Origin of the sequence: Pseudomonas mangrovi (genome assembly GCF_003052585.1) — a bacterium.
Classification (GTDB): domain Bacteria; phylum Pseudomonadota; class Gammaproteobacteria; order Pseudomonadales; family Pseudomonadaceae; genus Aquipseudomonas; species Aquipseudomonas mangrovi.
In genome coordinates this window covers 73,736-95,437 of the sequence record NZ_QASN01000020.1, presented here as the reverse complement: position 1 = coordinate 95,437, position 21,702 = coordinate 73,736, and the positions used below count along the sequence as shown (strand labels likewise).

Genomic DNA, 21,702 nt, shown 5'->3' with positions numbered 1-21,702 from the left:
GGTTATCGCTCCTCCGCGCAGGGGATACGTTCGGTCCAGGGCAGGACAACACAGGCAGTCGTGCCGCGACCGAGCCTGGAACGAATTCTCAATTCACCACGGTGCGCACGCGTCACCGCCTTGACCACCGCCAGCCCCAAGCCGGTTCCTGTGGTCCGAGAGGTAAAAAATGCTTCGCCAAGCCGTGCCAGAGTCGCCCGGTCCATTCCCGGGCCGTTATCGCTGACGCTCAGGTACAAGCGATCAACGCGCTTGAACAGATGGATCTTTACCCCAACGGCCGGACCGCCCGCCTGCAGCGCGTTCTCGATCAGATTGAGGATCGCGCCGACCAGTGTGTCGCGATTGCACAGCAGCACACCGCCGCGCACATCGCACTGCCAGCGCACATGGAAACCCTCCACAAGTGAATCAGCAGCATCCTTCAGCGCGGCGAAGAGATGTTCTGCCGGAATACGATCCGGCAGCGGCAACTCGCCGCGGGCGAAGACCAGCATGTCGCGCACCTGGTGTTCGAGCTCGTGCAGGCGCTCCTTGAGGCGTCCGGCAAAGCGCATCTGCTGCTCAAGTGGCAGCGCCTGTTCGCTCAGATGACTGGCATAGAGCAATGCCGCCGAAAGCGGCGTTCTGATCTGATGCGCCAGGGATGCGACCATGCGTCCGAGCTCGGAAAGACGTTGATGACGCGCCAGTTGCTCCTGCAGGAGCCGAGTCTCGGTCAGATCATTGAGCAGGATAAGTTGCCCAGGCTCACCCTGCAGGGAGCGAGTGGCAATCGACAACCTGCGCCCATCACGCAGGGATACTTCGTGTCCATCATCCTCGCGCGGAGCGAATTCGCTGGCGATGACGTCGCGCCACAAACGGCCCGTCAGCGGACCACCCAGAAGCGCGCAGGCCACCGGATTGGCATCGCGTACCACCCCCTGCCCATCAATTACCACCACACCGCCAGGCAGGAGATCGAGCAGGCTCTGCAAGCGCAGCGCAAGACGCTCCTTCTCGGCCAGCTGTTCGAGACGCTGCGCTCCGGCCAGGGCCAGTTGACCACTGAGCTCCGCTACGCGCTCTTCAAGGAAGGTACGGGAGTCGCCCAGCTGGCTGGAAACCCGCTCGAGCAAATCAAGCGGTGAGCCCGCCTGAGGGGCAGAGGAAGGGAGATCGTCTGGTCTTGGCAGCATGGCGCTCTCGGGACTCAGGGAGTCGAAAAACCGACCCGGTACCAAGAGCGCAAGCAAAGCGCGTGCCGCAAAAAAATTACTTTCTAAAACAGTCGGTTGCTGTCAGAGCAGGAAGAGCGCGTCAATCTTCAGACAGATCATCCTCATCGTCTTTGCGGCTCATACCGTACTTGCGCATCTTCTCCACCAGCGTGGTACGGCGAATGCGCAGGCGCTCTGCGGCTCGTGCGACTACCCCTCCGGCGTCGTCCAGCGCCTGCTGGATCAGGCTCTGCTCCAGGTTGCCCAGGTAGTCTTTCAGATCCAGGCCTTCGGGAGGCAGCAACGTGGAGGAATAGCTGCTAACAACGGCATTGGAGGCAATCATTGCGCGCTCGTCCAGATCCTCGCGCAGACTGATCGCCAACTGCTCGTCCTCGTCATCGACATGGCGAAACTTCTTCGGCAGCTCGGCCACGCCAATGACGCCGTAGGGATGCATGATCGCCATACGCTCAACCAGGTTGGCCAACTCACGAACGTTCCCGGCCCAGTCGTGCTGACACAGCGACATGATTGCTGCGGAATTGAATCGAATCGAGCCACGCTTCTCGTGCTCCATCCTCGAGATCAGCTCGTTGAGCAGTAGCGGAATATCCTCCACTCGCTCGCGCAATGGAGCCATCTCGATCGGGAACACATTCAGACGGTAGTAGAGATCCTCGCGGAACAGGCCCGCCTCGATCATCTGTTCCAGATCCTTGTGAGTAGCCGCGATGATCCGCACATCTGCAGATTGAGTCTTGTTGCTGCCGACGCGCTCGAATGTACGCTCCTGCAGCACCCGCAAGAGCTTGACCTGCATAGGCAACGGCATGTCGCCGATTTCATCGAGAAACAGCGTGCCACCCTGCGCCAGCTCGAAGCGACCTGCACGACTGCTGATCGCACCTGTGAACGCCCCTTTCTCGTGGCCAAACAGCTCGCTTTCGAGCAGCTCCGCTGGGATGGCGCCGCAGTTGACCGGCACAAAAGGACCCTCGCGACGCTTGGAGTTGTAGTGCAGATTGCGCGCCACCACCTCCTTTCCGGTGCCCGATTCGCCAAGAATCAGCACACTGGCCTCGGTGTCCGCGACCTGCTGCATCATCTGCCGCACACCCTGAATGGCTCGACTGGTGCCAACCAGGCTGCGGAAGAGATTCGGCTCACGGTGGCGACCACGGCTACGCGCCTGATCGTACATTTCCCGATACACCTGAGCTCGGTGCAGGGAATCGAGCAGCTTGTTGTAGCTGGGTGGCATCTCCAGGCTAGCCAGAACTCGCTGGCGGAGTTCTTCACCCCATTCGGCAGGAATGCCTTCGCCAAGCAGAAGCACCGGTAGAAGCTCGTCCCACTTGTCGAGCAACTTGAGCAACTCCAGAACACCACCCTTGGCCTGAACATCGCCCAACAACACGCAGAGCAGCGACTTGCCGGCTCCCAGCTTCTCGACTTCAGACTGCCAGGCGGTGCTGGTGCAGCAGAGGTGCTCTTCGCCGAGGAAATTCAGAATCACCGCCATTTCGCGACGGCGTTCGGAATCGTCATCAATCAACAGGATCTTGGTTTCACGCCACATCGGACTTCTGCTTCTCGGGCTTGAAAGGAGAAAAGACGCCGGCAGGCCAGCATTTAGCCAGCAGTAAAGTAAAAAAATGGCGCACAGTCAATTTTATGGCGTAGTTTTTTCGCATATCCGCTACAAAGGAGCTATCGCGAGGGGAAGACGCTCCAGATGCGGACCGCGTCATGCGAAAAACGTTTTGGCAGGAACCTGCGACTTCAAGAGAACAACTGATAAACCTGCGCACCCTGGCGCGCGTTGTGGGTTTGGATCAGCTCCGCGGCAAGCTTTTGCTGCTCCTCCTGGCAGACCTGCACCAACTCGCGGTACAGATCGAGCAACGTCTGCAAATTTTCTCGCAGCTGACTCTCATCCCGGGAGGCCTCGACCATGGCGGCCTCAACGGCCTGTCGGCACTGATGATCCAGCTCTCCGATTACCGTCCAATCGTGACGCTTCAAGGCTTCACGCAAGGCGCTACCGGTAGACTCCAGAAGCTGAACTGATGCACTCATTTGACTGACTCCCCGGATCATTCACTTCACTGCGCGATGGCATCCCATCCCGTTTTAACTTCGCGCAGCAGCCCCATTACTTCTTCCAGAGCTGCGGTGTCATTCTTCAGATTCGCTTCGCTCAAGCGAACCATCATGTATTCATACAACGCATCGAGTTTAACAGCGAGTTCCTCGCCCTTCTCCGCGTTCAGAGCCTCTCGCAGACCACCAACGATGGCGATGGCCTTGCCAATGAGCTCACCTTTGAGAGCAGTCTGCCCCCGCTCCAGAGCACCCTTGGCCTGAGCCATCCGCGACAGCCCGCCTTCCATCAGCATCTGTATCAGTCGATGAGGGCTAGCGTCGATTATCTGAGCCTGATTATTGACCGATTGGTACTGTCGCATCGCCGTCATCGCATTCATTTTCGCCCTCGCCTTGCGTGCATTGCCGATGCTCAAGATATCGGCTTGCGCTCACAAAGCTTTAGCAGCGAAGAACGCTCAAGACGCCTCGGACTCTCCCTCGATCCCGGCCCAGGCTTCGCTCAACTGCAGCAGCAGTTGCTCAACTTCGTCCAAGCTGGAAGCCTCACGCTCGATGGATACACCGGCCAGACGACGCGTCATGTAGTCGTACAACGCATCGAGATTGTCGGCGATCTCGCCGCCCAGCTCACGATCCAGGCTAGCCTGCAGTACACCCAGAATGCTGATGGTGTTGCCCACCGCCATGCCTCGAATCTCACTGTTGCCCTCGACCTGAGCCTGACGCGCAAGACGAACACGCTCGATGGCACCATCCAGCAGCATCTGTACGGCCCGATACTGGGAAACGTCCTGACTGGTCTTTACCTGCTTGTATGTATCGATTGGCTTACTCATTTTTTATTCGTCACCACGCCGGGGAGATTCGCCAACTGACCGCTAAGCCAGCTGCTCGTACTGTTGAGCTTGGAAACCAGCATATCCATTGCCGTGTACTGCGCCACCAAACGATCTTCAAGCTTGAGAATGCGCTCATCCAACGACTTGCGCTGATCAACGATGGAGTTGAGAGTCGTACGCAAACCTGCCTGACGCTGATCGAACACGCCGCCCGTCTTGGTATAGCCGGCAACCACATTATCCAGGCGCTTCATCAGCCCAGTGTCGCCTACAAGATACTCCGCTACGCCGTCGAAGTTCCCGTTCAACGCTGCATCCAGCTTGGTCGTATCAAGGGCCAGGCTGCCGTCCTTCTGGGTAGTGATGCCCAATTGCGCCAAAGCAGCAATGCCACCCCCGGACTGCATCTTGGAAATCTCGCCACGGATACCCGACTGCAGCGCGCGGACCGCCGCATCACCCACCAGAGGGCCCGTGGATGGCTTCACGCCCTCACCAATCGGCACCACTGCAGAAAGGCTGCCCATGGCCGTCGTCATCGCGTTGTACGCCGATACGAACTGCTGCAGGCTGGTACGAACACTGGACTTGTCGGTCCCTACGGTAAGATCAATCGTCTGGGTTGCGTCCGCCTTGGTCAGATTCAGCGTCACCCCTTCGATCACCTTGTCGATGGAGTTCGAGTCACGAACCACCTGCAGGCCGTCAACAGTGAGTCGCGCGGACCTGGCCTGAGAAATCACGCCGGCCGCACCACCAGAGGCGCTGGAGTCTGGCGCTACGAATCCGGCTGCTGGATCAAGCGGATCGGTCGGCACCGGACTGAAGGCGAGATCGGAAAGATCCACCTCACCCACGCCTACCGCAGCCTGGTCGCTTACCTGCATCCGCAGGTCCTTGCCATCACCCATGTTGGACGAGCTGACTACCAGGCGCGTACCAGAGGCATCCGTAACGAGGCTTGCAGAAAAGCCCAGACTGGCACCCTGCTCATTGATCGCGTCACGGATGCCGGCCTGGGTGTTGTTGGTTGCATCGATGTTCAGCTCCAGGCGACGAGTGCCAGTGTCCGCCGGATCGCCCGCATACAGAGTCAATTTGCCGGCACTGAAAGTATTGGGCGTAACTGCAGGACCACCCTCGGTAGCGACGGGCTCGACAAAAGACTTGAGCGCCACCTTGCTGCCAACCGCCAGTTGCTGGACCTGCAAAGAATACTTGCCGGCAGGCGCTGTGGTGGCCGTGGAGGCAGTCATGAAGCCGCTCGTGGAAAACGATGCGGTCCGCGACTGATAAAGAGATGCCTTGTTCAAATTGGCCAAGGCGGTCTGAAAGGTGCTGGTTGCGGAACGGAGCGTACCTATTGCCGAAAACTGATTTTCAGTCTTGGTATTCAGGTTATCCAGTTGTTTGGTCTTGGGAGCCCTTTCGGCATCCACCATCGCCTTGATGATGGTATCGATCGGGAGCCCTGAACCTACCCCTGTTATGCCGGCCATTGTGCACCTCGTCAGAAATATGACTGTCTACGCTTCGATCCGTAGAACAGTCAAAGGTCATGCCAATCTTTCAGGCTTCTGCCTCGAACAGCAAACTGCGAACCTCTGAAAGATTTTCTGCCAGCCTCAACGCTTCTTCGGATGGAATCTGTCGGATTACGCTTCCGGATTCGGCGTCAGTCACCTTGACCACCACCCGTCCCGAACCATCCTCCACCGAAAAGTTGATGCTGCGCTGCACCGATTGCACGAACTCCTGGATGCTGGCGACCGCATCCTCGATCTGCTCACGACCCGCTGCTTTGCCTGAACCACCTGCCGCAGCCGCTCGCGCCCCTTCTTCAGTTTCCGGCGCACCGGCTAGTGCCGATGAGTTCCGATCCTGAGCCACCGAGGCTCCAGCCGGAGCGGTGGATGCGACATTCTGGCCAAGCGGTTTGCTAACTGCGCCGATATCCATGATTTCGACCTCGCAATGAGGAAACGGGGAGCAGAGCCAAGCCCTACCCCCCGTAGTTTACGCCTATCGACCTTAGCCGAGCAGACTGAGGACAGCCTGCGGCAGCTGGTTGGCCTGAGCCAGGATTGCAGTGCCTGCCTGTTGCAGAATCTGATTCTTGGTCAGGTTCGCAGTTTCAGCTGCAAAGTCGGTGTCCTGAATTCGACTACGAGCAGCCGACGAGTTCTCGGAGATGTTCTGCAGGTTCGAGATGGTGTTCTCGAAGCGGTTCTGTACAGCACCGAGTTGAGCGCGTTGGCTGTCGATGTTGGAGATTGCGCCGCTGATGATACCCAGAGCATCCTGAGCGCCGGTCGCGGTGCTGATGTCGATGTCACGAACCGAGTCGAGGCTACTGAAGGTGTCAGCACCCAGGCCACCAGTTGCACCAGTGATCTGGAAGGCATCCGCCGCTTCGAGCTGGACCTGACCGTCAACCCGCGCACCACCACCTGCAGCGATGGTCGCTGCGGTACCCACATCGTTCTCACCCTTGAAGTCACGCGCGGTCAGCGAAGCAGCCTGCGAGGACTCACGGATCACGATGGCGTCGCCGCGATCGCTGACCAGCTCGATGGTGGAGCCTTTGGACACCGCCGAGATACCGGTTTTGCCGGTTTCCTTGTTGATCGCATCGGCCAGGGCCGACAGATCGGTGGTGTCGGTTACCACCGCGGAGACCGAGGACTTGTCGCTGTCCACGCTCTTGCTGGTAGCGCCATAGAGCGAGAAAGAGATGGTGCCGCTGGCGGTGAAGCCACCCAGGGTAGCCACGGTGCGCGCGTTGGCAGTGACGCCGGTGGTGTCGCTCTTCGAGTTGATGGCCTTGGCCACTTCGCTTGCCGAACCGCTGGCGGTCAGGCTGACGGCCTCAGCACCATCCGACAGTTTCGAGGTGATGTTGAAGCTGGTGGAGGTGTAGGCGCTGCCCGAGGTGGCACTGAAGGTCGCACCGCTCGCAGTCGCCGCAGCAGCAGCACCGGAGGTGGTCACACGGTTTACACCGATGCGGTCAGTTGCAGCCGAGCCAATGGAAACGTTGATGGTTTCGTAGGCGTTGGCACCGACCTGGAAGCTCTGCGAACCGAAGCTGCCGTCGAGGATCTTGCGACCGCCGAAGCTGGTGGTATCGGCAATACGGTTCAGCTCCTGCTGCAGCTGGGCAACTTCGCCCTGCAGAGCTGCACGTTCAGTAGCGCCGTTGGAGCCGTTGGCAGACTGCAGCGCCAGATCCCGCATACGCTGCAGAATGCCGGTGGACTGCTGCAGCGCGCCTTCAGCGGTTTGCGCCAGGGAGATACCGTCGTTGGAGTTGCGGGTCGCAACGTTCAGACCGTTGATCTGACTGGTCAGACGGTTGGAGATCTGCAGACCTGCGGCGTCGTCTTTTGCACTGTTGATGCGGAAGCCGGTGGACAGGCGCTGGAGGGAAGTATCCAGGCCCTTCGACGAGGTGTTCAGGTTGCGTTGGGTGTTGAGGGACGCAACGTTGGTGTTGACTGTAAGGGCCATGGTATTGCCTCCAGATGACCTAAGAACCGATTTGTCTGAGCTTGCGAGCTAGGGCCTGCTTGCTCAGACGCCACTTAGTTCGCATTCGAGATTTGTATCGGCGCTCCGGCGGTATCCTTTAGCGGCTTTTTCCAACTTTCTCTTGATTTTTTTTATTCATCCAAAACAAAGAGATAAGTCAGGTTTACCGTCTCGCCTAGAGGGATCGCCAAATACCTGACGGCATTTGGCTGCCACTGATGCGCTTAGCCAGGCTTATCGGCCGAGTCAGCGCTCGCTCCAGGCGGATTTCCATGCCTCAAGGTTCGTTCCCTCGAGCATCCAGTCCCTCAACACCCGGTTGCGCAGCTCATCCCCCTGCCGGGCCGTTGCATCCAGGTCGGCCAGGTGCATGCGGATCGCCTCCACCCAGTCCTTGAAACGGTTCTTCACCCGCGTCACCGGCAGATCGCCCTGATAGCAGCGGATATCGCTGCAGATCACCGGAAACCCGCAGGCGCCATATTCGAGCAGGCGCAGATTGCTCTTGCACTCGTTGAACAGATTCTGCTCCACCGGTGCCAGGGCAAGGTCCAGATCCAGCGCGGCGAGTGCCGCCGGGTAGGCCTCAATGTCGACGCCGGCATGGGCTTCGTGGACATAGGGTCGGATCTGCTCGGGACACATGCCCATGAAGACCCACTCGACCTCATCCGCCAGTTCTCGCACGACATCGACGATCAGCTCGAGATCGCCGGTATGACTGACACCGCCGGCCCAGCCGACGCGAGGCTTGCGACCCCGACGTCGCTGCCCGTGCAGGTTCTGCCACCAATCCAGAGGAAGGCGATTCTCGACCACGCGAATATCCTCGTGCAGGCCGGCGAAAGCCTCGGCAAGGGGCTGGGTGGAAACCACGAATCGGTCGACGAAGCTCAGTCCCTTGCGCAGCGACTTGAGCAGGTCCTTGGGCATCTGCTCGCGGTGCAGGTTCTTGAGCGGCAGGTTGGGTAGATAGTCATCCAGCTCGTAGACCTTGAACGCCCGCGAGAACGCCTTGAGCCGGCGCATCGCATCAAGCCTTTCATCGCCCAACTGGCGCTGCAGGATGATCACATCCGGATCGAACCGCTCCAGGTCGACGACTTGCAGCAGCCCTGGGGACAGCATCCCGTCCACCATTCCAGCATCACGCAGCGCCTCGAATGGCTTGATCACCCGATAGTTGCCGCAACCCCAGGGATCGGCGGGATGGGCAAGCACAACCGGCAGCGGGCGCCAGGTCAGCGGGCGCCAGGTCAGCGCTGTGTCGCCTTCCAGCTCGAAGCCGTTGCCGGCGCGCGAGAGGTTGCGATTGTAGGCAGGGTCGGCCGCCAGCAAAGGCAGCCACTTTTCGTACATCGCATCCTGCTCGGCGAGAAAGCGTTTGCGCTTGGCCTCGAACACGGCCACATCAACCTTCTTCTGGCTGACGCTGCCCTCGTGCATCACCACTGCATGCGGCGTCCAGACGGTCAGGTAACCGGCCTGCCGCGTCTTGAGACAGAGGTCGACATCGTTGTAAGAAACCCTGAAGTTTTCCTCGTCGAGCCCTCCAACCTCTTCATACAGCGATTTGCGAATCATCAAACAGGCAGCAGTGACTGCGCTGTAGTTCTGATCGACCTGTAAACGCTGCATGTAGCCAGGCGCATCCATAGCCTCATCGGTGAACGGATGGTTGGCCGGGCCACGAAGCCCAAGCAACACTCCCGCGTGCTGGATGCGGCCATCGGGGTAGAGAAGCTTGGCGCCGACCACCCCGACCTCCGGACGCAAGGCATGGTTGAGCATCGCGTCCAGCCAGTCGTCCCGCAGGATCGCGGTGTCGTTGTTGAGCAGCACCAGATACTCGCCGCGCGCGACACTGGCCGCCATGTTGTTGATCGCCGAATAGTTGAACGGATGCGGATAGCGCAGCACGCGGACCCGATCCTCGCCCCAGCCCTCGACGCTGTTCAGCCAGGCCTGCGCCTCGGCGGTCTGGCTGTCGTTGTCGACGATAAGCAGTTCGTAGTTGGGATAACGGGTCTTTTCCAGCAGGCTTTCGACGCAGCGCTGCAGGATCGGCAGTTGATCCTTGGTCGGCACGATGATCGAGATCAGCGGCTGCAAGCCGTGTCCGTAGTCGATGCGATAACGTCCCGGCAGATGCGGCACCAACCGGGCGTTGGCATAGCCGCGTACAGCCAGGTGGCGCTGCAGTGTGGCCTGCTCGTCCGCGTTGTCCTGTAGCTGCGGCGCCTGCGCGACCAACAACGGCTCGTCGATATGCCCGAGTCCCTGCATGCCCTGTGCCTCGATCAGGCGCAACAGCAGATCGAACTCCAGCGCGCCCGGATAGCGCGCATCGAAACCACCGGTCTCCAGCAACACCTCGCGCTGGAACAGCCAGTGCCGCGCCATGCCCGCCGGAAAGCTCAACAACATGTCGAGATTGAATCCCGGGCGGAACGCTGCGCCCATCTGTCCACCGGGGAGCCGATGCAGCTCATCGGCGTACACCGCACGACAGTCCGGCGCGCCAATCAACTCCAGCACCGTCATCAGCAAGCCACTGGGAGTAAAGGTCTCCCCAGCCCGCACCAGCATCACCCAGTTGAAATCCATTTGCCGCAGCTCGGCGTTGAGGGTCTCGACATGGCTGTCGGCATCGACCTGCAACATGTGCAGCTTGCCGCCCCGTCGGGTAACCGGCACCGGCTCGGTGGACAGCGCCAGCATCCGCACAGAGGCATACCAGCCCTGTTCGATGCTCAGACTGCGGATGGTCTGGGCCAGAGCCTTGGTATCACCCTCGAGATCGAGGATCACCACGGCAATCATCGGCCCGCCGGCATTCGCCTGCAGATACCCCTCGATAAGCCGGCTCTGCTCGGCGGTGGGTACCCGCGCCTCCAGCCAGCGGGTGAGCTCGCTCGAGCCGGATGGTGCGCCCAGGTAGCGGCCGTGCTCGGCGAACCAGGCCGGCACAGCACCATCGAACCAGGCAAACGGCCGCCACTGCGAATGGAAACCCTCGTCGAGGCAGCGCTCCAGATGCCGCTTGGCCGACAAGGCCAGGTGCGGCAGCAACTGACCAGCTTCGAGGATCAGTTGATAGGCATGGGCACAACCCAGCGACGGCTTGCCGAAGAAATTGCGGTCCACCAGTTCCAGAACGCCAGCCAGTTCGAGCAGGCCGCGCGCGCGCTCCTCGTCGGAGCCAGGTACGCCTGGCAAAATCGCTTCGAGCGGCCAGCTGCGCACGAAGCGCACTATCGTTTCCACCGTCTCGCAGCGCGCCGCAAAGTTTGGGCCGTCCTGGCCGAAGATGCTCAGATTGGCGCCATGCACTCGGTATTCGGTCAGGCACTCCGGTAGCCGGGCCAGTTCGCCGCGCAGCAACAGACGCCCCCACAGATCGTAGTCCTGCACGTAGCGCAGCAGCGGATCGTAACCACCGGCAGCCAGCAGATCGCTGCGGCGCACCATTGCCGACGGGGCATTGAGGAAGTTGCCGGTCAACAGCTGGCGACGCAGGTGGGTGATCGGCTGATTGAACAGCCCCTCCCCGCCGGAGGACTCGCCGGGACGCTGCCCTTGTGCGTCGATTACCGCGATGTCGGTAAATACGCCCACGCAGTCGAGGTTCGCAAGAAGATGGGCAACCTGGCGCTCGATGCGCTGCGGCAGCATGCGATCGTCTGAGCCCAGCAGCGCGACGAAGGCACCCCGGGCCATGGCAAAAAGCCGATTCGCGGCACGGGAAGGCCCCTCGTTTTCGCTCAGCACCAGAGCGCGGATGCGATCGGGATAACGCCTTGCGTAGCCCTCTATGACAGCGGCGCTGCCGTCCGCAGAGGCATCATCAACAACCAGAATCTCGATATTCGAGTAGCTCTGGGCAAGAACCGACTCCAGCGCCTCGCCGATGTATGCCTCGTGGTTGTAGGCGGCAATACACACACTCACCAGCGGCGTGGCACGCAGCGCCGCCTTCTCCCTGCGCAACTTTGCAAGGCCAGCCCCCAGACGCTCCAGCGCCGTTGCAGTCGGAACATTGCCTTGCGCATCGTGCGCCAACCCGTCCTGAACATTCGCAAGACTGCCCTGCGCAATTCGCTCGGCGTCCCGGACCAGCCACCGAAGCAGAGGCCCCACTGGCACCTCGACGTCCCGATGAAAGATAACGCCATGGGTGCCAGGCAGCCCCCTCACCGGGTAGTAGACCAGTCGCACACCCGCTGCTGCGGCAAGCGCGTGAAAGAACCAGTACCACATCTGCGGGTTGTCCTGGATCAGGACAACCATCGTCGCCTGCCTAGGCATCCACAACAGGTTCGCCGCAGCGGCGCCAGAGCCGAGCATCGCGAGCTCACAGGCCGCCAGGGCACGCACTTGCGAAGCAAGGTCAAGCAACTCCGGTTGAAATGCCTGGAAGCCCTGGGCACCCAGTTGCACGACCAGCTCCTGCTGATTGACGATGGCTCGGCCGTTGCCTCCCGGCGGGCGGATCAGGTAAGCCTTGCCATGGCCTTCCTCGGCCTTGCAGTGCTTCTTGACGTGGTCGGCCATCCAGGAAATGGCGGTCGGGTACAGGTGGTATTCGTCGCCCTGGTAGACATAGCCTTCGCGCGGCTCCCAGATGTCTGCAGTGTCGGAGAAGTGGTGCAGGACATCGACATCGCAGGCTTGCCACTGCTGAACGCAGAGAGTGCGCTCACGCGGCCAGAAGATGGCCAGCGAGTCCATGATCGAAGCAGGTAGCCCCGCCTCCACCAGGAGCACTGTGTCGGCCGGCAGATCCGCCTGAGAGATCCAGTAGAAGCGACCCAGTTTTTCGCTCAGCCAATGCGCGTAGTTCCGGTTCTCCCAGCCGAAGAAACTGATGGCATTGGCTACTCGAAGAGGCTCGTTCTTGCCACAGTAGAACTTGCAGTTCCCCGCATCGTCGAACAGCAGCCCATATTTCTCATACCAGGCGTTGTTCACTCGCCCCAGGTTGTCATGGACGCTATCGCAGACATATTCGGCATTGGTCACATCGCCGATACCAGCCATTCCGGCCACCAGCCGGACGTCGTGGAAGCGCGCACGCAACTGCGGCAACGTGGTCTGTCCGGCCTGACGCACACCGTCCGGCAGGGAGAACCCGACCATCTCCAGCGGCGCCGGCGACCAGGCTGACGCAGCGGCCAGCTCAGTCAGCTCCACGCAGCCTTTGGCTGCGCGGGCCGGAACGATCCGCGCGTTGACAAGCACATCTTGCAGGTGACTTTCCTGGGGCATGCAGAAAGCTCCGGTCTGGAACAATTAAAGAATGGCGAAGGCACTCAGGGGCTCCTGCCCCAGCCAGCTACCGGCCGAGCGCAGCCTGGCAAAACTGGTCGTAGTCGCGGTAGTAGTCGTCCTCGCTGTAGTGCTCGGACGCCAGCACCATGCATACCGAGCCACTGGAAAAATTGTCGATTTCGCGCCAGATCATTGGCGGAATGTAAAGACCATAGTAGGACCGGTTCAGGTGGTACTTGAACTTGGTGCGGCCATCATCCAGCAGGATGTCGAAACTTCCAGACATCGCGATCAAGAGCTGGTGAAGCCCCTTGTGCGCATGACCGCCCCGGTGAGATCCCCCAGGGACATCGTAGAGGTAATAGACGCGCTGAATGTCGAAGGGGATGTGCTTGCCCCCTTCGATGAAGGTCAGATTGCCGCGGCGATCCTCGACGATGGGCAGATCAATGAGCTTGCAGTGCTGAAGAGACATGTCGCGCTCCAAATACGCTTTTAACCCGATCCCGCCGTGCCTCGCACACCCTCAGGTGTCGAGCCTGGCAGCCATCGCGTCAGGAAAATGGGGGGGTGGTACGGCTTTTTTGCCTTCCCAGCAAAACTTGCACCAGCTTGCCATCATCCGCGGAAGGAATTGCACGCTTCGATGGTTTTCTCGACCCAGCCGTCGGGCATGCCTGGGTACATAGGCAAACTGAGCACTTCATCCGCCAGGCGAGTGGAGACCGGCAGGTCCAGCCCGGCGTACTGACGATAGGCCTGCTGAAGATGGATCGGAACGGGATAGTGGATGAGACTCGGCACACCGTTGCGCTCCAGATGATCCTGCAGCGCTGCACGCTGTTGGCTGCGCACGACGAACTGGTGCCAGACATGGCTGGCCGTCACCGCCGGCATCTGCGGCAGACGCAGCAACGGGTTGTCGATGCCTTCCAGATAACGGCGCGCCAGATAACGGCGCGCCTGTGCGTCCTGGTCCATTCTTACGAGCTTCACGCGCAGCAGCGCAGCTTGCAGCTCGTCAAGACGTGAATTGACGCCCTGGACCTCGTGGATGTACTTGCGGCTGGAACCGTAGTTGCGCAACTTGCGCACCTGTTCGGCCAAGGCATCGTCCTGAGTGGTCAGCGCGCCGGCATCCCCCAGCGCTCCCAGATTCTTCACTGGAAAGAAGCTGAAACCCGCGGCGTCGCCGAGCGCACCCGCAACGCTGCCGTCTTCATCCCGAGCGCCATGGGCCTGCGCAGCGTCCTCAAGCAACAGAAGGCCATGCTGATCGGCCAGACTCCGCAGACGGCCCATGTCGGCGAGACACCCGTACAGGTGGACGGCAATGATCGCGCGAGTCCGCGGGCCGATTGCCGATTCGACGGCGATCGGGTCGATGTTGAAGGTGTTCGCATCTGGCTCCACCAGGATGGGCACCAGCCCCGCCTCACTGACGGCCAGGGCGGTAGCGATGAAGCTGTTGTCCGGCAGGATCACCTCGTCCCCTTCCTCCAGGCGGCCCAGCTGCAGGTAGCCGCGCAGCATCAGGGTCAGGGCATCCAGACCGTTGCCTACTCCGACCGCATGGCGGACGCCGCAGGCGTTGGCGTATTCGCTTTCGAAAGCGGAGACCTCGGCGCCCAGTACGTACCAGCCGGAGCGCAGCACCCGTTGAAAGGCTTCGGTCAGGGCGCTTTCATCGCGCCGATTGAGACCAGCCAGATCGAGGAAAGGAAACATGTCATTCATCCAGATAACGCACGATACGTGCAGGATTGCCCACCACCAGGGCTCGGGCAGGCACGTCGCGAGTGACAACCGCACCGGCGCCCACCATGGCGCCAGCGCCTATGGTCAGACCAGGTAGTACGACGGCAGCGGCACCGATCGAAGCCCCGCGCTCGATCACGGTCTGCGGAAAGTGCTCGGGGTAGCGCTTGGAGCGCGGCAGGCGGTCATTGGTAAACGTCGCGTTCGGACCGATGAACACATCGTCCGCCACGCGCAGCCCATCCCACAGATACACACCGCACTTAACGGTTACCCGATCACCAAGCACGACATCGTTTTCGATGAAGCAATGGGCGTTGATGTTGCACTCCGCGCCAATGCGAGCACCCGCCAGAACAATCACGAACTGCCAGATGCGAGTCCCGTCGCCAATCGCGACAGACTGCACATCGGCCAGGGGGTGAATCATGGTCATGCGCCAAGCACCTTCTTCATGTGAGCGACGATACGCTGCCCCGCCTGCCCGTCGAACCCGGCAAAGAACTCCGGTATCACGGCCTTGCGGCGCTGCATGTCATCCTCGGGCCGCCCATCCAGTCCATCCAGGAACGCGGCCACGCCCTTCGCATCCTCGGCTTGATCGTAGTAGCGCACGACGGCTTCGCCCTCCTCGTTCAAACCGAGCCCGTGCGGATTGACCAGGTACAGCACGGGTTTGCCAGTGACGAGATACTCCATCAGAAAGGAGCCGGTATCGCTCATCATCGCGCAGCTGGCAGCGAATGCGTGACGATGATCCGGACGCTCGTCGATGATCACGCCCCTTTCACCCAGCTCCTGCCGCAAAGAGGCGATGCCGGCCGCATCCAGCAATCCCAGATTGACCAGCCGCTGCCACAGCAGCGGATGGGGTCGGAACAGCAGCGCCAGATCGGGGCGCTCCGCAAACGAGTTGAAGATATCCAGCGCCAGCAGATCGAAAGTCGACCACTGATCCGCGTCGAAGGAAAAATGCGCATTCCACAGCACCGCACGACGCGAGCCGATCTGCTCAAGCAGCTCCGGATCTATCGGGAAACTGTCCAGATCCGCCAGCCCGTCCATGCGCGGATGGCCGGAAACCACCACATGCCCGTCCCCCGTCGGGCAATGCCGGCTGTACATCGCCCGGGCGCCGTCAGAGCGCACATAGACTGCTGAAGCATGCATGGCGACCGGCTGCCCATACTGGTGCACCAGATTCTCGTCCCCACCCCCGACCTCCAGACCATAGGGGATGTAGGCAGTGAAGCGGACACGCTGCTGCAGCGAGTAAAACTGGTAGGGCAAGGGACGGGTGATGTCGTAGGGCGAGGTGAAGAACACCGCGTCGAAACAGCTCGACTCATGATCGAGCTCATCCCAGACCACGTAGGGAATACCCAGGCGATCCAGATAGCGCTGCGAAGCTTGCCTGCTCCAGTTGTAGTCGGCATGTAGAAACGGCAGCAGGATCACGCGGGCATCTATCGAGTCGTCTTGCTCAAGCGCTCGCCAGAGGCTGCTGACGTTACCCCATGATTCCGATAGCTGGTGGAGAATCGCAACCTTCAGTCTGCTTTCAGCAGAGGCCTGCACCTGAGAAGGCACCGTTATCGCCGTGGTCGGCGGAGCATGCAGAACGTACAACACACTTACCTGCCCGGCCTGGCTGCCGCGTGCCAGCGGGAAGCGCTGAACCAGCCGCAACCCGTAACCCAGAAACTCGTTCAGATAACGCGCTTCCTCACGATAGATCGCCTCGTAATGGTCGTCGCAGTAGTAGCGTTCGGGCTCGCCGTCGAGCATCAGCGAATCCTTCAGCACCAGGTACCCACCTGGCTGCAAGGCATCCACCATCATCTTCGCGACCCGGGAAAAGTCCTCCTGCCGCACCAGGCAGGAGAACAGACCCATGCTTGCCAGCCGCTCGTAGCGGCCGTCGATGCCGGCGCTGGTGATATCGCCCACCTCGAAACGCAGGTTCGCGCCGCTCCGCTGCCGGGCCTGCTCGATAAGATTGGCTGACAGATCTATGCCCAGTGCCTCACTGCAGTCCCGCGCCAGCACCTCGGTGAATTCGCCATCGGCGCAGCCGACGTCAAGCAAACGCCCACCTTGAGGCAGCAGGGGCAGGACATAGGTATTCAGGATCTGATGCTGCAGGGCATACATCTCGGGGGCAGCCAGCTTGGAGTTCGATGCCTGCTGCCAGAAGCGATGGGACAGTTCACCTTTAACGTTGCTCATAGCGAATCCTGTAGCTGGCACTCAATAGTTGATTGGCTCACCGCTGCCGTCTGGCTCGACCCGGCTGCCTGTTGTTCTGAACTCGAAGCGCCTACGAGCATGCCGCGCAATCTCCCGCAGCGCAGGTATCCGTCATGCATCGCCGCTGGACGGCTGCATACCTATCCCGAGCAACGCCGCCCGGGCCAGCGCCGCATTCGAATCGACCACGCAGGAAAGATGACGACGACCCAGCGGTGCCAGCTCGGCAAGCTCGGTACAGCCGAGAATCAACGCACCCACACCCCGCTCCGCCAGTCCCGCCAGCAGGCTCTCGACCTGCGGCAACAGCTCGAGCGGGACATGACCAGCGACCTTTACCGCAGCGATCAGCGCATCGACAAGCGCAATCTGTTGTGTGCTCAAGACCGCCATGCTCAACCCGGCCGCGCTCAACGCCTTCTCATAAAGGCCATGCTGGTAAACCGAACGGGAGGCGAATACCGCCACCTGCCCTGAAGCTCCGGCAACGGCCGCCACGGACGCCTGCACTATGCTCGGCACGGCAACAGGCGCGTCGGCAGCCCAGGCCGGGTAAAGAATGTGCGCGGTATTGCAGGGCACGACCACCAGGCTCGCGCCCTGGTGCGCCAGCTCGGCAATGGTCTCGGCGATGAAGGGTGACGGATCACGCTCGCCCAGCTGCAGATGGCGGCCACGACTGGGCAGCTTGGTATTGATATCGCAGAGCACCCGCGGGTAATGCCAGTCCTTTTCCGCAGCCACCTGCAGGTAGAGCGCCCGGAGAAAGTCGATGGTGGCCCAGGGAGCCACGCCCACGACGCCGATCACACCCTCGTCGACAGGCCAGCTCACAGCATCATCGACCGGCAGAATCAGCGGCATCAGGCGGGTTTCCGAAACAGGAAAAGACGCAGCCGCGTCTCGGGATACTTGTTCAGCGGATGCCCCTCTTCGAACATGTTCTCGTCACGCAGCAGTTCGAAGCCCCGCCCCTCCACCGCAGCCAGATAGTGGTCGCGCGTGCGGTAGGTTGCCGAATAGTGCTCACCAAGATGCTCGGAGAAACGGTCATCGATTTCGTGACGCACTGTCACACCGGTTCCATCCCGAACCATCAACAAGCCGCCCGGCCGAACGAAGCGGATGACACGATCCAGCAAGCGCTCCGCCTGATCATCGTTCAGGTAGACGAAAAGCCCCGAGATGTAGACCAGATCGAACGTCTCGGGTGTATCGAAATCTTCCGCCGAACACACCAGAAACTCGACCTGGCTCAAGCCCCGCCTGCCAGCCTCTGCCGCACCGACTTCCGCAAGCCCCTGCGCATACTCCACGGCCAGTACCCGACTTGCCCCGCGCTCGGCAAAGCGAAACGTCCACTGACCGACACCCGCGCCCAGATCCAGCACCGACAGGCCGGCCACGTCCGGCAGCCAGTCGAAGACCTTCGCTGTTTCATCGTCGATCTTGAGCTGCAGATTGCGCTGATCCTGCTCCAGGTTCGCCACGGACTCGAAGGCGACCTTGCCGACCACCGCAGCCCTGCCCTGCCAGAAGCGCTTGACCTTGTCCGGATCTATCATTGCTGCTCCTTCTGCCGGTCGGCGGCATAGCGCCATACCGGTTCGCACAAGATGGGTTTGGATGCGCTGATACCCGGGTCCATGAGACGGCTGTCGCAAAGAAAATCCAGATTCAGCTGGGTGTACTCGTTCACCGCACGGTTGGGGATAGGCAGCAGCCGAACCCCCAGAGGCTTGCGCAGGCGCACGGCAAGCGCGGCAATATCCAGGATCAAGGCACTCAGGTCCTCACCGAACATGGTTGCCGGAACCGGCACCATGTCGATGCCGCAACCGCAGACAGTCGACAGCGCGGCAAGCTTTTCCAGGCTCAGGGCGCGCAGGTTGTTGGCTTCGGTCAGGCCATTGTCCTCGAGCACCGAGTACATCACGCCGTTGAAACCGACCGTGCGCGCTCCGGCGCGCTGCGCGGCCTGCTTGAGCGCATCGGTCAGGACGCTGGTGATGAAGATGCTGCCCAGACTGCCGACCGGCGTGGGGCCGAGCAGCTCGACCAGGCGAGCCACTGAGGTAACGCCGTCGGGGAAAGGCGCCAGCGAGCCGTCCAGCCCTCGGTAGGCGATACCGGAACGGCTTTCCAGTTCACGACCGTAGGCGTCCACCCTGCCCATCTCGCATGCCAGTCCCTCGATCAGCCGGTTCTGAAACTCCGCCAGAGACAGCCGCTGACGACGGGCCTCCTCGGCCAGCGCCAGGGCGACCGCAGTGGTTTCCATGGCAATGCTGAACGCCAGTTGATCGCCCTCGTGGCGGGAAAACGGGAAGAACGGTGTTGCCGGCGGGCAGGCGGCCGAGACCCCCACGCGAAAGTTGTCGATGCCGTTGTTGCTGCGCCGGGCCAGGCCGAGCACGAACCGGCTGGCCGCCTCCGCACCGTCCATCGAGATCGCCTCCGGCGTGGCCACGATGAGATTGAGGAACAGCTTGTTGTCGCGCACGACAAGGGCCTGCGCTTCGTCCAGCAACGCCTGACGCCCGCGGCTGGCAAACAGGTCGATCGGCATGCAGTACCAGCGCGCGCCAGCAACATCCGCCAGCTCGCGGACCATCTCGACTATCGAACGCAAGACTCCCGGAGCGGCCTCCGCATCCACCTGGGGCGGTGGCAGCGTCAACCTCACCGTGCGCAGCTCGATACCCAGCTCGGCACTCAGCGCTTCCGACTCGACGCGCAACCGGCTCAGCTGCTGGACCAGTTCGGGCTTGGCCCGATCAAAGATCGGCACACCAATGGTCAGCGAACGAATCATGGGCGTGTAGCCTCGATCAGCTCGAGGTAGTCGGTGGGCGTGTTGACTTCGTAATACAGCTCGTCAAGCAGAGGCACCGCCTTGATCGCAGCGCTATCGCACGGCAGTAGCTGACCGGCGAACAGGTTGGCGTGCTCGACGCAACGCCTGCGCCATTGCCGCAGCAGCTCGGGCGAGGAGATCTTGAACAGACCCACGGATTCGGGATGCAGCATGCTGCGAATCGGGCCCTGATAGGCCTCCACCACCTCCCCTGCATCACCCAGCACACAGTGAATGGCGGAAAGGCTGCGTTTCTCCCGATCGGAGGTGAGTACCAGATCGTCCGCCTCTGCATCCAGCCGGCGAATCAGCGCCGGATCGAGAAAGATGTCTCCGGAGACCACGTAACTCGGCTCGTCATTCAGTGCCAGACCCAGGCTCATGGCATTGTTGGTCAACGCCCACTCGGGATTGTGCACGAAGTCCAGTTGCGGATAGGCCTGCATGATCTGGATCGCGCGGAAGCCAACCACCACGGTGATGCGTTTGCCCGCGAACGCCTCTATCGCATAGTCGAGAATGGTCCTGCCGGTAACCGGATGGCGAATCAGCGCCTTGCTCTCACCGTCCAGCTGCAGACTCTTTCCTGCCGCCAGAATGATGGCCCGGGACACAGTGCTCATTGCATCAGCTCAGCAAGCTGAAAACTGCAGGCAGGCAGGCCCTCGCCGGGAAAACGGTGTTTCACCGTCTTGTAGGGATAGGGCGTGCCGGCCAGGGCGCGGTTGGTCACCAGTTGCCAGTCGAAACTATGATTAGGGCGCAGGCTCCAGACGTCGACGTCCGCGTAGTGATAGCGCACCGCCGGCACCCATTTCAGCCCTAGGCGCTTGGCCGCCTCCATCCGGTGCTGGCCATCCAGTACCAGACCATGCTCGTCGTCCAGCGCCAACGGCTTGCTCCAGACACCTTCACTCTGAATCTTGCGAACCAGCCAGTCGACGCGCTTGGCGCTGAAGCCCTCGATATGACGCAGGTTCTCCACGGGCACTCGAACTATCTCCGCTACACCACTCACGCGCTGGTCACCTTCTCTTTGTTATTCGGGGTGCTGCTATGGCTCTGCGCAAGAAAATCGGCGCGCGCCCGGTAAAAGTCATTTTCGGTATTGAACGAGCGGGCGAAGCCACCCTGCAGTTGTAGTACCCGGCTGGGCAAGCAGGCAATCCCCTCACGCCATGGCATCAGGTAATACTGGGCAATGCTCTGCTCGATTGCAGCACGACGCAGACGTCGATCCTCCTCGACCTGTTTCGGCCCGACCAGCAACAGGCCAACCATTTTCGGCCAACCGTCAAAGGCGGGATCATAAACAGGCTGATAGGCCACGGCATCTATCCGCCCATTGGGGTCGGCGTGAACGATGCCGCCGGTCAGCTGCGGATTGTAAAAGCCATCGCACACCCAGCAGGAAAGCGGCGCAGCATCGTTCACGACACTGAACACCTGGTCCCAGGCACACCGGTCCAGCAAGAGATCGGTTTCGACGATGAGATAACCGCGTTCCGGGTATTTCAGAGCTGCGACGCCAAGCTCGACCGAGAGGATGTTGACGTCGTCGACGTAACGTTCGTTGTGGACGGTGGCTACGCGTGAACCGAAACGTGAAGACAGGTGCACTACCACTTTCTCGGCCGCATAGCCGGTCACCACCACGACTTCCCCGGTCGTACGCTCGATAACCGCTTCGATCAGCCAGTCCAGCACCAGTCGGTCACCGACCGGCAGCAGGCTTTTCGGGATGCCTTCAGTCAGTGGCAGCATGCGGCTGCCACGTCCCGCAGACAGCAGGATGACGCCAGGTGGCGCGATATCGGATTTCGCCATCATCAATGAGCCTCGCCATGTTCGCCGAAGTGCTCCACTGAGCCACGCCGCGCCG

The 21,702-nt window shown here is 61.1% G+C and carries 19 protein-coding genes; all 19 read right to left on the bottom strand.

Translation table 11 applies throughout. The features are described 5' to 3' along the window. Positions 1 to 2: 2 nt before the first annotated feature. The 19 genes from DBO85_RS13075 to DBO85_RS12980 all read right to left on the bottom strand — a co-directional run bounded on the left by DBO85_RS13075 (position 3) and on the right by DBO85_RS12980 (position 21,650). Positions 3 to 1,181, bottom strand: a complete 1,179-nt coding sequence (locus DBO85_RS13075; RefSeq protein ID WP_108107719.1) for a sensor histidine kinase — start codon at positions 1,179 to 1,181, stop codon at positions 3 to 5. A 121-nt stretch (positions 1,182 to 1,302) separates the two neighbouring features. After that, entirely contained in the window at positions 1,303 to 2,784 is a 1,482-nt protein-coding gene (locus tag DBO85_RS13070; protein WP_108107718.1) for a sigma-54 dependent transcriptional regulator, read from the bottom strand. A 203-nt stretch (positions 2,785 to 2,987) separates the two neighbouring features. Further along, complete coding sequence (locus DBO85_RS13065; protein ID WP_108107717.1) at positions 2,988 to 3,284, bottom strand: flagellar protein FliT; 297 nt, start codon at positions 3,282 to 3,284, stop codon at positions 2,988 to 2,990. A gap of 26 nt (positions 3,285 to 3,310) precedes the next feature. Further along, positions 3,311 to 3,691: a flagellar export chaperone FliS gene (gene fliS, locus DBO85_RS13060; RefSeq protein ID WP_108107716.1), complete on the bottom strand. Its 381-nt coding sequence runs from the start codon at positions 3,689 to 3,691 to the stop codon at positions 3,311 to 3,313. Positions 3,692 to 3,769: 78 nt separating this feature from the next. Beyond that, a complete protein-coding gene (gene fliS / locus DBO85_RS13055; protein WP_108107715.1) occupies positions 3,770 to 4,150 on the bottom strand; it encodes a flagellar export chaperone FliS in 381 nt (126 codons plus the stop codon). Next, positions 4,147 to 5,652, bottom strand: coding sequence for a flagellar filament capping protein FliD (gene fliD / locus DBO85_RS13050; RefSeq protein WP_108107714.1), 1,506 nt, complete (start codon positions 5,650 to 5,652; stop codon positions 4,147 to 4,149). Before fliD ends, fliS (DBO85_RS13055) begins: the two co-directional genes overlap by 4 nt. A gap of 70 nt (positions 5,653 to 5,722) precedes the next feature. Then, positions 5,723 to 6,112: a flagellar protein FlaG gene (locus DBO85_RS13045; RefSeq protein ID WP_108107713.1), complete on the bottom strand. Its 390-nt coding sequence runs from the start codon at positions 6,110 to 6,112 to the stop codon at positions 5,723 to 5,725. Positions 6,113 to 6,184: 72 nt separating this feature from the next. Next, a complete protein-coding gene (locus tag DBO85_RS19735; protein WP_108107712.1) occupies positions 6,185 to 7,663 on the bottom strand; it encodes a flagellin in 1,479 nt (492 codons plus the stop codon). 267 nt (positions 7,664 to 7,930) lie between these two features. After that, positions 7,931 to 12,952: a glycosyltransferase gene (locus tag DBO85_RS19465; RefSeq protein ID WP_233356606.1), complete on the bottom strand. Its 5,022-nt coding sequence runs from the start codon at positions 12,950 to 12,952 to the stop codon at positions 7,931 to 7,933. Between the two features lie 67 nt (positions 12,953 to 13,019). Next, complete coding sequence (locus tag DBO85_RS13025) at positions 13,020 to 13,430, bottom strand: sugar 3,4-ketoisomerase (protein WP_108107711.1); 411 nt, start codon at positions 13,428 to 13,430, stop codon at positions 13,020 to 13,022. Between the two features lie 143 nt (positions 13,431 to 13,573). Then, a complete protein-coding gene (locus tag DBO85_RS13020; RefSeq protein ID WP_108107710.1) occupies positions 13,574 to 14,683 on the bottom strand; it encodes a DegT/DnrJ/EryC1/StrS family aminotransferase in 1,110 nt (369 codons plus the stop codon). 1 nt (position 14,684) lies between these two features. Further along, positions 14,685 to 15,149: an acyltransferase gene (locus tag DBO85_RS13015; protein ID WP_108107709.1), complete on the bottom strand. Its 465-nt coding sequence runs from the start codon at positions 15,147 to 15,149 to the stop codon at positions 14,685 to 14,687. After that, entirely contained in the window at positions 15,146 to 16,942 is a 1,797-nt protein-coding gene (locus DBO85_RS13010) for a methyltransferase domain-containing protein (RefSeq protein WP_108107708.1), read from the bottom strand. Before DBO85_RS13010 ends, DBO85_RS13015 begins: the two co-directional genes overlap by 4 nt. Before the next feature lie 132 nt (positions 16,943 to 17,074). Further along, entirely contained in the window at positions 17,075 to 17,827 is a 753-nt protein-coding gene (locus DBO85_RS13005; protein ID WP_108107707.1) for an aspartate/glutamate racemase family protein, read from the bottom strand. Further along, positions 17,827 to 18,528 carry a class I SAM-dependent methyltransferase gene (locus DBO85_RS13000; protein WP_158268899.1) on the bottom strand — a complete coding sequence of 234 codons (702 nt, stop codon included), beginning with the start codon at positions 18,526 to 18,528 and terminating at the stop codon, positions 17,827 to 17,829. Before DBO85_RS13000 ends, DBO85_RS13005 begins: the two co-directional genes overlap by 1 nt. After that, positions 18,525 to 19,778 (bottom strand): DUF711 family protein, encoded by a 1,254-nt coding sequence (locus tag DBO85_RS12995; RefSeq protein ID WP_108107705.1) that lies wholly within the window; start codon positions 19,776 to 19,778, stop codon positions 18,525 to 18,527. The genes DBO85_RS13000 and DBO85_RS12995 overlap by 4 nt, the downstream gene beginning before the upstream one ends. Beyond that, the gene (locus DBO85_RS12990) at positions 19,775 to 20,443 is read right to left on the bottom strand and encodes a phosphocholine cytidylyltransferase family protein (protein ID WP_108107704.1); all 669 of its coding nucleotides are present in this window, start codon (positions 20,441 to 20,443) and stop codon (positions 19,775 to 19,777) included. Before DBO85_RS12990 ends, DBO85_RS12995 begins: the two co-directional genes overlap by 4 nt. Next, positions 20,440 to 20,838 (bottom strand): ParB N-terminal domain-containing protein, encoded by a 399-nt coding sequence (locus tag DBO85_RS12985; RefSeq protein WP_108107703.1) that lies wholly within the window; start codon positions 20,836 to 20,838, stop codon positions 20,440 to 20,442. Before DBO85_RS12985 ends, DBO85_RS12990 begins: the two co-directional genes overlap by 4 nt. Beyond that, positions 20,835 to 21,650, bottom strand: coding sequence for an NTP transferase domain-containing protein (locus DBO85_RS12980; RefSeq protein WP_158268898.1), 816 nt, complete (start codon positions 21,648 to 21,650; stop codon positions 20,835 to 20,837). The genes DBO85_RS12985 and DBO85_RS12980 overlap by 4 nt, the downstream gene beginning before the upstream one ends. Positions 21,651 to 21,702 lie beyond the last annotated feature (52 nt).

Bases quoted from the DNA above. Each gene is read 5' to 3' on its own strand.
- DBO85_RS13075 (WP_108107719.1), bottom strand. From the start codon at position 1,181: ATGCTGCCAAGACCAGACGATCTCCCTTCCTCTGCCCCTCAGGCGGGC.
- DBO85_RS13025 (WP_108107711.1), bottom strand. From the start codon at position 13,430: ATGTCTCTTCAGCACTGCAAGCTCATTGATCTGCCCATCGTCGAGGAT.
- DBO85_RS13045 (WP_108107713.1), bottom strand. From the start codon at position 6,112: ATGGATATCGGCGCAGTTAGCAAACCGCTTGGCCAGAATGTCGCATCC.
- fliS (WP_108107715.1), bottom strand. From the start codon at position 4,150: ATGAGTAAGCCAATCGATACATACAAGCAGGTAAAGACCAGTCAGGAC.
- DBO85_RS13065 (WP_108107717.1), bottom strand. From the start codon at position 3,284: ATGAGTGCATCAGTTCAGCTTCTGGAGTCTACCGGTAGCGCCTTGCGT.
- fliD (WP_108107714.1), bottom strand. From the start codon at position 5,652: ATGGCCGGCATAACAGGGGTAGGTTCAGGGCTCCCGATCGATACCATC.
- DBO85_RS13015 (WP_108107709.1), bottom strand. From the start codon at position 15,149: ATGACCATGATTCACCCCCTGGCCGATGTGCAGTCTGTCGCGATTGGC.
- DBO85_RS13010 (WP_108107708.1), bottom strand. From the start codon at position 16,942: ATGAGCAACGTTAAAGGTGAACTGTCCCATCGCTTCTGGCAGCAGGCA.
- DBO85_RS19465 (WP_233356606.1), bottom strand. From the start codon at position 12,952: ATGCCCCAGGAAAGTCACCTGCAAGATGTGCTTGTCAACGCGCGGATC.
- fliS (WP_108107716.1), bottom strand. From the start codon at position 3,691: ATGAATGCGATGACGGCGATGCGACAGTACCAATCGGTCAATAATCAG.
- DBO85_RS13000 (WP_158268899.1), bottom strand. From the start codon at position 18,528: ATGATAGATCCGGACAAGGTCAAGCGCTTCTGGCAGGGCAGGGCTGCG.
- DBO85_RS13020 (WP_108107710.1), bottom strand. From the start codon at position 14,683: ATGTTTCCTTTCCTCGATCTGGCTGGTCTCAATCGGCGCGATGAAAGC.
- DBO85_RS13005 (WP_108107707.1), bottom strand. From the start codon at position 17,827: ATGCCGCTGATTCTGCCGGTCGATGATGCTGTGAGCTGGCCTGTCGAC.
- DBO85_RS12990 (WP_108107704.1), bottom strand. From the start codon at position 20,443: ATGAGCACTGTGTCCCGGGCCATCATTCTGGCGGCAGGAAAGAGTCTG.
- DBO85_RS12995 (WP_108107705.1), bottom strand. From the start codon at position 19,778: ATGATTCGTTCGCTGACCATTGGTGTGCCGATCTTTGATCGGGCCAAG.
- DBO85_RS12980 (WP_158268898.1), bottom strand. From the start codon at position 21,650: ATGATGGCGAAATCCGATATCGCGCCACCTGGCGTCATCCTGCTGTCT.
- DBO85_RS13070 (WP_108107718.1), bottom strand. From the start codon at position 2,784: ATGTGGCGTGAAACCAAGATCCTGTTGATTGATGACGATTCCGAACGC.
- DBO85_RS19735 (WP_108107712.1), bottom strand. From the start codon at position 7,663: ATGGCCCTTACAGTCAACACCAACGTTGCGTCCCTCAACACCCAACGC.